Annotated in this window: 9 protein-coding genes and 1 tRNA gene; 5 read left to right on the top strand and 5 right to left on the bottom strand. The window is 61.8% G+C overall.

Annotation, left to right across the window (positions count from 1 at the left end; translation table 11 throughout):
* Positions 1-194: 194 nt before the first annotated feature.
* Both AC0ZWN_RS19015 and AC0ZWN_RS19010 read left to right on the top strand, forming a co-directional pair.
* Positions 195-269, top strand: a tRNA-Lys gene (locus tag AC0ZWN_RS19015).
* Between the two features lie 25 nt (positions 270-294).
* Entirely contained in the window at positions 295-2,580 is a 2,286-nt protein-coding gene (locus tag AC0ZWN_RS19010) for a hypothetical protein (protein ID WP_476336099.1), read from the top strand.
* 72 nt (positions 2,581-2,652) lie between these two features.
* Here the strand turns inward: AC0ZWN_RS19010 and AC0ZWN_RS19005 are convergent, their stop codons facing one another.
* The 5 genes from AC0ZWN_RS19005 to AC0ZWN_RS18985 all read right to left on the bottom strand — a co-directional run bounded on the left by AC0ZWN_RS19005 (position 2,653) and on the right by AC0ZWN_RS18985 (position 9,150).
* Positions 2,653-3,918 (bottom strand): NAD(P)/FAD-dependent oxidoreductase, encoded by a 1,266-nt coding sequence (locus AC0ZWN_RS19005; RefSeq protein WP_476336097.1) that lies wholly within the window; start codon positions 3,916-3,918, stop codon positions 2,653-2,655.
* Positions 3,908-5,500 carry an aldehyde dehydrogenase (NADP(+)) gene (locus tag AC0ZWN_RS19000; RefSeq protein ID WP_476336095.1) on the bottom strand — a complete coding sequence of 531 codons (1,593 nt, stop codon included), beginning with the start codon at positions 5,498-5,500 and terminating at the stop codon, positions 3,908-3,910. Before AC0ZWN_RS19000 ends, AC0ZWN_RS19005 begins: the two co-directional genes overlap by 11 nt.
* Positions 5,501-5,572: 72 nt before the next feature.
* The gene (locus AC0ZWN_RS18995; protein WP_258708355.1) at positions 5,573-6,520 is read right to left on the bottom strand and encodes a dihydrodipicolinate synthase family protein; all 948 of its coding nucleotides are present in this window, start codon (positions 6,518-6,520) and stop codon (positions 5,573-5,575) included.
* 55 nt (positions 6,521-6,575) lie between these two features.
* Complete coding sequence (locus tag AC0ZWN_RS18990; protein ID WP_476336093.1) at positions 6,576-7,502, bottom strand: 4-hydroxyproline epimerase; 927 nt, start codon at positions 7,500-7,502, stop codon at positions 6,576-6,578.
* 22 nt (positions 7,503-7,524) lie between these two features.
* Positions 7,525-9,150, bottom strand: coding sequence for an APC family permease (locus AC0ZWN_RS18985; RefSeq protein ID WP_476336091.1), 1,626 nt, complete (start codon positions 9,148-9,150; stop codon positions 7,525-7,527).
* 231 nt (positions 9,151-9,381) lie between these two features.
* On the opposite strand from AC0ZWN_RS18985, the gene AC0ZWN_RS18980 reads away from it, so the two are divergent.
* The 3 genes from AC0ZWN_RS18980 to imuA all read left to right on the top strand — a co-directional run bounded on the left by AC0ZWN_RS18980 (position 9,382) and on the right by imuA (position 11,495).
* Entirely contained in the window at positions 9,382-10,152 is a 771-nt protein-coding gene (locus AC0ZWN_RS18980) for a PAS domain-containing protein (RefSeq protein ID WP_476336090.1), read from the top strand.
* A gap of 108 nt (positions 10,153-10,260) precedes the next feature.
* The gene (gene lexA, locus AC0ZWN_RS18975) at positions 10,261-10,878 is read left to right on the top strand and encodes a transcriptional repressor LexA (protein WP_093430810.1); all 618 of its coding nucleotides are present in this window, start codon (positions 10,261-10,263) and stop codon (positions 10,876-10,878) included.
* Entirely contained in the window at positions 10,878-11,495 is a 618-nt protein-coding gene (imuA, locus tag AC0ZWN_RS18970; RefSeq protein ID WP_093430813.1) for a translesion DNA synthesis-associated protein ImuA, read from the top strand. Before lexA ends, imuA begins: the two co-directional genes overlap by 1 nt.
* The last annotated feature ends 1 nt before the right edge of the window (position 11,496 follow it).

Here is an 11,496-nt window from a genome sequence, read left to right as displayed (position 1 = left end):
AACTTCGACGACGGACGCCATTAAACAGAAAAAGACTGCCATGACGGACGCGCCTCGATACGAGGTCAAGAGTGACAGGACCGCTCCCCGAAGATAGTAACGGCGTGCTCGTTTCAGCTCGTGCGCGCGAATTGTCTCGCAACAGACACCGGGCTTCACATTCATTCATGGCTGGTCGACAATGCGCGCTCTGTTCCGGGGTAGTTCAGCGGTGGAACACTCGGCTCTTAACCGGGTGGGCGCTGGTTCGAATCCAGCCCCCGGACCCATTACATTGCAGGGTCACAAGGAAGTATGTCCAGGGACGACGGTGAGTTCGGCGAGCACGATGGCGTGAATGCAGGTTATGCGGTGTTCCAGCTCTCACGAGCATTGACCGCTACACAGCGTGACGCTGACCCACGGGCACGCAACCGGGTCGAGCGCTGGCAGCGGGTGGTCGAACACCTGATGCAGGGCAGCGCACAATACGGTTCACGTGTGCCTTTCGCCGATTTGCCGCAGTGGGTCACGCTGGACGTGGCGACGGGTGGATTTGCCACCGGGCAACTTCTGGCCGGTGGCGCTTTGACTTCATATGAGCGCCACTTGGCCGCGTCGATCCCCGGCATCCGTCCCAGTCATGAACGGTTCGATCTCAACATCTGGCATCTATCGGATGTGGGCGTCGCAACGCTGCAAGAGCGTTTGGCGAACGGAACCTATCAGATTGACGTTCCGGAGGAAGCCGCACTGCTGACAGTGTCATGGCTTTTTCGGCATCAGCGTGCTGACGAGGCGCGAACGCTGATCGAGCAGATCGCGCCTTTCTTTGATCGCCTGCGTTTCTTCCCGACTGCCGTTGACGAGCCGCCGATTTCCACGGCTGAGGTGCATGTTTTTGATAGTGCCAGTGTCAGGCAGCGGCTGAACCGGCAACTGGCTCAACCGCGTCTGGCCGTCCAGAAGCATGTAGTTGAAAATCGTCTGCCTCTCTACGACGCTGCAGTCTCACTGTTTCTTTTGACCTGTCAGGATGGCTGGCCTTGCAGACATTTTCCTGAAGGCTGGTTCGAACGCGCAACGGCACTCGGCGCGCAGATCGATCGGACCTGTAGTGCTGAACACCGCAGCAACGGTCCCTTCAAGACCCGGGCCGCGGAACTGTTTGCGTTGCTCGGTCAGTGTTTGCGTGATCAAGCATCATTGACGGGCCGCCAGGTCGGTCGCATCCGGCGCATTGTTGATGACTTTGTGGCCAAACACGGGCATCCCGAGTCCGCCGCACATTCCCTTAAACGAGCAGAGCAGCGCCAACATGTGGCGGCCCCCGGGCATCATTTGATCGCCCGGGCTGTCTCGGCACGTCTGACAAATTACCCGGGTTCGGACGGCATCAGTGACTTTTCGCCGTTGCTTGAACCGATCACCGATGAGGAGGCGAATCGTCACCGGCTGCCCCTTGGGGTGATAATTCCGCCTGCTGTTCGCCGACGCCTTGAGCGTTGCCGCAAGGGAACCATCGCCGAGTTGATTGATCATGGCTTGATCTCATCCGCCGATACCGTGGCGCAGGTTCTGCCTGCAATGACAGCGCAAATCTGTAGCAGCGTATACCGGGACGGGATGCTGCAGTCGTTGGCGGGGGCGACGTATCGTGCTTTCCGTCGTCGGCGCTCGTTGCTGCTGCTCAACCTGCAAAGTCAGGTCAAAATTGCCGAGCTACCATGGGTCGCGGCTTTAGAGGGTGAGCGTGAGGCGAGTGCTATCTCCGCCACGGGTGCCAGGCAGGCGTTGGTCGAGGCCTCTGCAATGACCCTGTCGGCGTTTCCGCAGGCCATTCTTCCGAACAAGCTACTGCAGGAGTTTGTTTCACTGGCTGAAACGGCGAAGCTGGATCTTCCTTTCGTCGATGAGGTGGCGGCTGACATTTTTATGGGCGCGTTCTCCAACAAGTTCACGAGAGCGGCCAGGCAAACGGCCAGATTTGTAGCCGGAACGCTTTACGCTCGTTATTACGACATTGATACGGATGGCCTGGCAGGCCTTCCCGATCAGCGCCGATCGCGGCGCAGAAGCAACAGCCGTGATGCATTGGCGACGCTGTGCGCGCAGCGTGCAAACGCCACCTTTGACACGTGGCGGCCAGCGGTCAACGGCACGATACTCGAGCAGCAGCAGATTCTGACGACGCAAAACCTCGCGCTCCTGTTCGGCGAATTGAACCTGAAAACACTGCTGCATCATCGTTTGAGCGCGCTGGCGCTGGCGTGCTTCGAGTGGATTTGCAAGCGGCAACAAATGCACATCACGCATTACCATGCGCGTCTGGTGATGTTGAAAAACACGGCGTATGCCTGGCGTCAGATGATGTTTTACTTGTCGATGCTGGATGGCGAGCTCTTGCGTGCTGCACTCAACAGCGTCGAGTCGCATTTTGCAGCGCAATCCAGCGAATTCCGCGAAAGGTTTCTGCCTGCCATGATTGGCTTGCGTGTTGCCGCTGCCGGGCATCGGCTGACGTTGAGTCGCCAGAAAGAAGAGGGCGCGAGGGTTTTTCTGGGATGGACCATTGAGCGGCACTGGTTAATGCCTTTGTAACGCCCGCCGATCTGCCAGTGCGCGGCCACCAGCCTGCGCCGGAAAGCAGGGTGGTGGGTCAGAGACTTCCTTTCAGAAACGATCGAGCCTGTAATGTTCGTTGAGTGGTAGCCGGCAGGCCTCTTTTGCAGTCGCAGGCAAAACCATCCGCACCACCATCTCCGCCGTCACCGCCGCCTGCGTCAGCCCCAGATGCTGATGCCCAAAAGCAAGCAGCACCTTGCCCCCACACACCTGATCGATCAGCGGTAATGAATCGGGCAATGACGGTCGAAAACCCATCCACGGCGTCGCTGCTTCAGCATTCAGATCCTGGCGAAACAAGCCCTGACTCAACCGGTGCAATTGCCACGCACGCTCCATGCTCGGTGGTTTCTCCAGTCCGGCGAATTCAACCGTGCCAGCCAGGCGCAACCCTTCGGACATTGGCGTCATGATGAATTTGCGCTCCAGCGAGGTCACGGGGAAGGGCAGTCGGTTGTGTTCCTGCGGCAGCATCAGGTGATAGCCGCGCTCGGTGTCCAGTGGGACTTTTTTGCCGGTGAGGGCGGCGGTGAGTTTTGCTGAATGTGCGCCGCAGGCGATCAGGACGCGGCTGGCAGTCAGGCCGCCATTGCCAGTGGTCAGCGTAACGCCGTGCTCCTGCACGTAGCCGCCCTGAACCTGTTGCTGGACAAAACTCACGCCGCTGGCCTTGGCCGCTTCGACCAGTTCGCACACCACGCGGTAGGGATCGATAAAGTGCCCGGTGCGTGGAAAGAACAAACCGCCCTGGATCTGTTCACTGAGTTGCGGCGCGGTTTCGCGGATGACGCCGGCCTGCCAGTAATCGACCGGCACCTGCTGCTGATGCAGGCGAGCCTGTAATGCCTGGATGGCCTGACGCGATTCGGGGCGTTCGAACACCAGCAGCGAACCATCGATCTTCAGCAAGTCCGGCCTCTGGATGTCGGCGAGCAAGCGCTGCCAGGCGTCCAGGCTGTTTTCATTGAGCGCGCGCAAACCCGCCACGGTGTTCTGAAAAGACACCGGGCGCAGATTCAGCAGCAGGCGGGTGAACCATGGCAGGGCGCGCGGCAGGTATTTCCAGTCCAGTCGCAACGGCCCCATCGGGTCCATCAGCATGGCCGGCAGGCGCTTGAGGATGGACACGTCGGCAATCGGAAACACCTGCTCGGTCGCCAGATGCCCGGCGTTGCCGAACGAGGCGCCGTGGCCGGGTTGCTGCTGATCGATCACGACCACGCGCAACCCTTGGCGAGCCAGACGCAGTGCGCAGGCGACGCCGATGATGCCGGCGCCGACCACGGCGATGTCGTGGGAGCCGTTATTCGCCATGGTGCTGCGCTTCCCTTTGGCCATCGAGCAGACGGCGCAATTGCAGCGGATTGGCCTGTTTCAGTGCGGTAGGCAACAAGCTGTCCGGGAAGTCCTGATAGCACACCGGGCGCAGGAACCGCAGGATCGCCGCGGTACCGACCGAAGTCGTGCGGGCGTCGGAGGTGGCCGGGAAAGGCCCGCCATGCACCATCGCGTCACACACCTCGACGCCGGTTGGCCAGCCGTTGACCAGCAACCGGCCGGCCTTGCGTTCCAGCGTCGGCAGCAGAGCGCGGGCCTGTTGCAGGTCTGGCTCATCCAGGTGCAACGTCGCGGTCAACTGGCCTTCCAGGTGTTCGGCGACCTGGCGTATTTCCGCTTCATTGCTGCATTGCACGATCAGCGCCGCCGCACCGAACGCTTCGGCTTGCAGGCGCTGATCGGCGAGAAAGTCGGCGGCTTCGGTCACGAATACATGGGCCTGGCATTGATTCGGGCCGTTGCCGGTCTGACCGATGCCAGTGATGCGTGCAGCGGCATTTTCGGCCAGTGCATTCACGGCAGACTCGTAAGCGCTGAAGATGCCGGGTGTCAGCATCGTCTGCGCGGGGCTGCGTTGAATCACCTCGGCGGTGGCGGCGATGAACTTTTCCAACGCCGGTCCTTTCAAGGCAATCACCAAGCCCGGATTGGTGCAAAACTGGCCCGCGCCTAATGTCAGCGAAGCCACAAACCCTTCCGCCAATGCTTGCGTGCGTTTATCCAGCGCCGCCGGAAACAGCAACACCGGATTGATCGAACTCATTTCCGCGTACACCGGAATCGGCTCGGGCCGCGCTTGCGCCGCTTGCATCAGCGCCAGACCACCGCTACGCGAGCCGGTGAAACCCACTGCGTTAATCCGTGGATCCGTGACCAGCGCAATGCCCACTTCGCGGCCGGAACCGTACAGCAACGAGAACACGCCTTCCGGCAAACCACAGTTTTTTACCGCCCGAGCGACGGCGCGGCCGACCAGTTCGCTGGTGCCGGGATGCGCACTGTGCGCCTTGACGATCACTGGGCAACCGGCGGCCAGCGCCGATGCGGTGTCACCGCCGGCCACGGAGAACGCCAGCGGGAAATTGCTCGCGCCAAACACCGCGACCGGCCCCAGCGCGATCTGCCGTTGACGCAGATCGGCGCGCGGCAACGGCTGACGTTGCGGTTGCGCGCTATCGACACGCACATCCAGCCATTCACCGGCGCGGACCGTGCGAGCGAACATTCTCAATTGTTGGCAAGTACGCCCGCGTTCACCTAGCAGACGCGCGTGCGGCAGGCCGGTTTCGGCGTGGGCACGGTCGATCAGTTCATCGCCGAGGCCTTCGATTTCTTCGGCAATGGATTGCAGGAATTCAGCGCGGACATTAAGGGTTGTCTCGCGATAAACATCGAACGCTGCCCAGGCCAGCGCGCAGGCCTGTTCGACATGCTCGGCCGCTCCACCGGCGTACGCCGGTTCCAGCGTTTCATTCGTAGCCGGATTGATCCCGCGAATGGCGCTGCGATTGCCGGCAATCATGTGCTGCCCGATCAGCATGTGGCCCGTCAAAGTCATGGTGTCTTCCTGATAAAAAGAGGGAGGCCTGCCGCGAATCACAAGGCTTCGCGGCAGGTGAGGGGGACGTGATCAGGCGAAGTCCTGTTCCGCCGACCAGTTCTCGTACCAGTGACGGAACAGCGAATACTGCTTCTCGGCATACCGCCGCTGCGAGTCGCTCAACGCATCGGTTTCGTTGAAGTGCAGGGTGTATTCCTTGTCGCCGTTGAGCACCATCAGGTGTTTGTAATACAGCACCAGGTCGCAGCCTTCATCGAACGACGACAGCACCGCCAGCGCCGATTCCAGTTCCCGCGCCTGACGCCGGGCCTTGGCGTCACCTTTGGCCGCTTGCTTGCTCAGGGCGACCAGTTGCAGCACCTCGCGGGGCAGTGCGTTGCCGATGCCGGTGATGGCGCCGGTGGCGTTGCAGTTGACGAAACCGTGCACCACTTGCGTGTCGACACCGACCATCAGGGTCACGTCATCGTCCTTGGAGGTGATGTTTTCGGCGGCGTAACGCAGGTCGGCGCCACCGCCGAATTCCTTGAAGCCGATCAGGTTCGGGTACTCGCGGCGCAGTTCGAAGAACAGGTCAGCGCGGGTGGCAAAGCCGTAGTAAGGGCTGTTGTAGATCACCGCCGGCAAATTTGGCGCGGCTTGCAGAATCGCGGCGAAATGGGCCTTTTGCGCGGTGACTGAAGCGCCGCGAGACAGAACGCGGGGAATCACCATCAAACCCTGCGCGCCGACTTTCGCCGCATGGGCCGCGTGGGAAACCGCTTCGCGGGAGTTCACCGCGCCAGTGCCCACGATCGTCGGAATGCCTGCCGCGACCAGACGCGCCACGCCTTCCTGACGCTCGGCCTCGGTCAGCAGCGGCCAGTCACCCATCGAGCCGCAATACACCACGGCGCTCATGCCGATATCGATCAACTCGCGACCCTTGGCCACCAAGGCATCGAAGTCCGGTTTGCGCTGGGCGGTGCACGGGGTCATCAGGGCCGGCATGCAACCGGTGAAGATGTTGTCGCTCATTGTTTTAACTCCTTGGCACATCATTCAAATTGAGGTGAAAAGTCAGCGTGGCGGTTCAGATGCCCCACGCGAACGGGTCTGCTTCGTCGATCAGCAAAGTGCTGTCGGCGGTCATGTAAGCGCGGCCGGTGATGTACGGGCGGATGCGTTCGCCTTGCCATTCGAAGCGACCTTCAAACTGGCTGCCGGTGATGCTCGCCTGCACCCAGGTCGCGCCGGGTTGCAGCTTGTCGTCGGCGGCCAGACAGGCGAGTTTGGCGCTGGTGCCGGTGCCGCACGGGGAGCGGTCGTAGGCTTTGCCGGGGCACATGACGAAGTTGCGGCTGTCGGCCTGATCGTCATCGGCGAACAGTTCGATGTGATCGATCACCGCGCCGTCCTCGCCGCAAATGCCTTGGTCTTCGAGGGCCTTGAGCATGGCCCAGGTGTACGCTGTGAGGTGTTCGACGTTGTCCATGGTCAGCGTCTGGCCGTGCTCGGAAACGAGGAAAAACCAGTTGCCGCCGTAGGCGATGTCGCCCAACACGCGGCCGTAACCCGGCACATCCACCGGCACCTGTTGGCGATGGCGATAAGCGGGGACGTTGCCCAGGGTGACGGTTCCGTCGTCATGCAACGTGGCGCTGACCGGGCCGACCGGGGTGTCGATTTTGTGCTCGCCCGGTTCGATTTGCCCCAGGTACTGCAGCGAGTTGATCAGGCCGATGGTGCCGTGGCCGCACATGCCGAGGTAGCCGGCGTTGTTGAAGAAGATCACCCCGCAAGTGGCGTCCGCCGAGACCGGTTCGCAATACAACGCGCCGACCAGCACATCATTGCCGCGCGGTTCCAGCAGGCAGGCGCGGCGCCATTGATCATGTTGAGTGCGCAGCGCATCGCGCTTCTCGACCATGCTATTGCCGGGCAACTCGGGGAAGCCGTTCATTACCAGGCGCGTCGGTTCACCGCCGGTGTGGGAATCAATCACGTGTACTCGTTTCATGAACATGTCCCGTTGGATGATTTCAGTAGGCGCCAGCAGGGCGCGCAGAGACGGTCGAGGCGGGGGCAGCGATTTCGCTTTCCTCATCGTCCTCTTCCAGGCGCAGCAGATGCGCCGGTACACCGGTCGCCGCGCCCCAGTAGTAAATGCCGGTGGCACACGCCGCGACGACAAGGGTGTCGAATGGATGGGCGAGGATGCCGAGGCCGCCGAAGGTGCCGAGTTTCGACAGCACGATGGTCACCGCGTAGAAGGCGATCAGCCACGCCGAGGAACGCACTTGGCTGGCCAGATTCAGGTGAGCGGTTGGCACAAATCGACCGCACAGCAGATACACCACGAACATCAGGATCTGCAGGCCGAGCAGCCACGACACGGTGCTCCAGCCCGACCAGTAGACGATCAGCGCGGCGATGATGAACGACACCGGCCCGAGCACGCCCATGCACTTGACCCGGAACGGCCGAGGCATGTCCGGCGCATTGCGGCGCAGCGCAGCCACCGACACCGGCGCCACGGCGTAGCTCAACACCAGCGCAGCGGAGACCACGTTGATCAGCGCCTCCCACGACGGGAACGGCAACGTCCAGAACACCGACAGGGCGAAGGTCAGCCACAGCGCCGGGCGCGGGATGCCGGACTTTTCATCGATGTGGGTGAAGACCTTGAAGAAGGTCCCGGTCTGCGCCCAGCCATAGATCACTCGCGGGGTCGCGTTCATGTAGATGTTGCCGCAGCCGCTCGGCGAGATCACCGCATCGGCGACCACCAGATACGCCAGCCAGCCCACGCCCAGCGCCAGCGCGATGTCGCGGTACGGCAGGGCAAATTCCTTGCTGATTCCGGCCCAGCCGTTGGCGAGCATTTCCGTCGGGATGCTGCCAAGAAAGGCCATTTGCAGCAGCACGTAAATCAGTGTCGACAGCAGCACCGAGAGGATCAACGCAATGGGAATGGTGCGCTGCGGATTCTTCACTTCACTGGCCACCGAGATGATCGGCGTCAGGCCCAGATACGCGAAAATGATGCCACCCGCCGACACGGCCATCTCGACGCCGGACAGGCCAAACGGGGCAAAGCCTTGCACCTCGAAGTTGGCCGGTTTGAAGAAGGTGAACAGCACTCCGATCACCAGCAACGGCACGATGAATTTGAACACGCTGACCAGATTGTTGGCCTTGGCGAAGGTTTTCACGCTGCGGTAGTTGAGCAGGAAGAACACGCACAACAGCCCGAACTGCACCAGCCAGCCGAGAATCGTCGGATCGCCGGTGCCAGTCTTGGTCAGGCCGGGAAACCACGCCGCTGCGTATTGGCGCGAAGCGACCACTTCGATGGCGACCAGACTGGAAAACGCAATCAGGGTGATGAAGCCCATCAAGTAGCCGAGCAGCGGCCCGTGGGAGTAAACCGGATAACGCACCACGCCGCCGGCACGCGGCAGTGCAGCGCCGAGTTCGCAATAGACGATGCCCAGCAACAACACGGCGAAGCCGCCCAGCAGCCAGGAAAAAATCCCCGCCGGGCCGGCAATGGCGGACACATGACTGGCCGCGAACAACCAGCCGGAACCGAAGATCGCCCCCAGCCCGATAAATGTGAGGTCGATCAGTGAAAGCTGTTTTTTGAACTTGCCTTGGCCTGACATGGCATCGCCTTCTTGTGAGTTATTGGATAGGCAGTTGTGTCACTGGGACGGCCAGACTTTGAACTCATCGACCTCGCGGCGATTGATGTTTTTTGCTGGCTTCGATGACGAAATCAGCACAATGACGCCGATAAAACATGGCCCTCGACACGCCGCGAACGATGCTGCAATCTGCGTGCGAACGGCGCATGGCGGGCATTTGGTCTGTCCACGTTACGAGGGGAATCTTTGATGCAGCAGGCGTTTTCGATCCTCGCTCAAGGCATGAATGGCCAGCGTCCGCAGACACTGGAGGAACTCTTGGCCGGCGCGGCGCTGTTGTTGCCGATGCTTGATGTGATCCCCAATGCGGCGATTTTTATCAAGGATGTGCAGGCCCGATACGTGCTTGCCAACCGCACGCTGGTGCAGCGCTGTGGCTTGAAGGATTTGCGTCCGTTACTGGGCAAGACCAGCGCGCAGGTGTTTCCGGCGCAACTCGGGCCGGGCTACACCGAGCAGGATCGCAAGGTGCTGGAGGAGGGTTTTGTGCTGGAGGATCAGCTCGAACTGCATCTGTACGGCAGCCGCGAACCGGGGTGGTGCCTGACGCACAAGCAGCCACTGTATAACCGTGACGGGGTGATTATTGGTCTGGCGGGGATTTCGGTGGACCTGCAATCGGCCAGTGAAAACCACCCGGCATTCGAGCGGCTGGCGGCTGTCGATGAGCATATTCGCGCGAATTTCAATCGCCGCGTGACCCTCGGTGAACTGACCCGCATCGCCGGCATTTCCGTGGCGCAACTGGAGCGTTACTGCAAACGGGTATTCCACCTGACGCCACGGCAGATGATCCAGAAAGTACGCCTGGAACACGCGCATCGATTGCTGCACACCGATCTGCCGATAACGGACGTGGCGCTGCAATGCGGCTACACCGATCACAGCGCGTTCACGCGCCAGTTCAAGGCGTCGACCGGGTTTACGCCACGCGAGTATCGGCAGGCCACTTCACCCTGATCAAGTGACCATTGAAGATCAATGCAGGCGCTGCCGAACCTTCGGCAACTCCTGCGTCGGCCTGGGCCGACCTGCGGTGCTTGTCAGGAAAATCCTACAGGAGTACAAATGTACTCCATGACGAACCTGACTCCCCGCCGTACTGCCATTCTGACTTTTATCCGCGATCGAATCGCCGAACACGGTCAGCCCCCAAGCCTCGCTGAAATCAGCGAGGCTTTTGGTTTTGCCTCGCGCAGCGTGGCGCGCAAGCATGTACTCGCGCTCACCGAAGCCGGGTTTATCGAGGTCAATCCGCATCAGGCCCGGGGCATTCGCCTGCTCGGGCAGCCGGCGCGCCCGGAATTGCTCGACATTCCCGTGCTCGGCCGCGTCGCTGCCGGTGCGCCGATTGGCGCCGATGCCGACATCCATAGCCGCTTGCTGCTCGACCCGGCGCTGTTCTCCCGCACGCCCGATTACATGCTGCGGGTGCAGGGCGATTCGATGATCGAGGACGGCATTCTCGACGGCGATCTGGTCGGCGTGAAGCGCAATCCCGAGGCGCTCAACGGCCAGATCGTCGTAGCGCGCCTCGACGGTGAAGTCACCATCAAACGTTTCGAACGGCTGGGCGATGCAGTGCGGCTGTTGCCACGCAACCCGGCGTATCAGCCGATTGTCGTGCGTGACGATCAGGATCTGGCCATCGAAGGGGTGTTTTGCGGTCTGGTGAGGCAAGGCTGATGGGCGCCGTCGTTGCGTTGGATACGCTGTTCAATGGCGGCCAGGTCTGGAAAGGCCGGCCTGCGCCACCGGCCGCCAGCCCGCAACCGACCGGCCACGCCGCGCTGGACGCGGCACTGCCCAGCGGTGGCTGGCCGGAAGCGGCGTTGAGCGAAATCCTCCTGGCCGGTCCCGGTGTCGGCGAACTGCAGCTGGTCTGGCCGACGCTGGCGCGGTTGTCGGCGGCGGGCGAGCGCATCGTGCTGGTGGCGCCGCCGTTCGTGCCGTACCCGCAGGCGTGGGCAAGCGCCGGGGTCGATCTGCGCCAGTTGTCGGTGATCCAGGCCACCGAGCGCGATGCCTTGTGGGCGGCGGAACAATGTTTACGTTCGGGCAGTTGCGGCGCGGTGCTGTGCTGGCCGCACAAGGCTGATGATCGCGCGTTGCGCCGTTTGCAGGTGGCGGCGGAAACCGGTCAGACCCTGGCGTTTGCCTGGCGGCCGTTGAGCGAAGCGATCAACCCGTCACCGGCGGCGTTACGCATTGCCATCGACGCCAGACCTGCACAGTTGCGCGTACTCAAGTGCCGTGGCGGGCTGGCGCGTACGGCACCGATTGCCTTTGCTGTGGGGCACTGAG

Source organism: Pseudomonas sp. 3B-A001-10F (assembly GCF_056313565.1).
This window is presented reverse-complemented; position numbering and strand designations above follow the sequence as displayed.

Coding starts and splice junctions, on each gene's coding strand:
- AC0ZWN_RS18995 (WP_258708355.1), bottom strand. CDS start 6,520: ATGAGCGACAACATCTTCACCGGTTGCATGCCGGCCCTGATGACCCCG.
- AC0ZWN_RS18985 (WP_476336091.1), bottom strand. CDS start 9,150: ATGTCAGGCCAAGGCAAGTTCAAAAAACAGCTTTCACTGATCGACCTC.
- AC0ZWN_RS19005 (WP_476336097.1), bottom strand. CDS start 3,918: ATGGCGAATAACGGCTCCCACGACATCGCCGTGGTCGGCGCCGGCATC.
- AC0ZWN_RS19000 (WP_476336095.1), bottom strand. CDS start 5,500: ATGACTTTGACGGGCCACATGCTGATCGGGCAGCACATGATTGCCGGC.
- imuA (WP_093430813.1), top strand. CDS start 10,878: ATGGGCGCCGTCGTTGCGTTGGATACGCTGTTCAATGGCGGCCAGGTC.
- AC0ZWN_RS19010 (WP_476336099.1), top strand. CDS start 295: ATGTCCAGGGACGACGGTGAGTTCGGCGAGCACGATGGCGTGAATGCA.
- lexA (WP_093430810.1), top strand. CDS start 10,261: ATGTACTCCATGACGAACCTGACTCCCCGCCGTACTGCCATTCTGACT.
- AC0ZWN_RS18980 (WP_476336090.1), top strand. CDS start 9,382: ATGCAGCAGGCGTTTTCGATCCTCGCTCAAGGCATGAATGGCCAGCGT.
- AC0ZWN_RS18990 (WP_476336093.1), bottom strand. CDS start 7,502: ATGAAACGAGTACACGTGATTGATTCCCACACCGGCGGTGAACCGACG.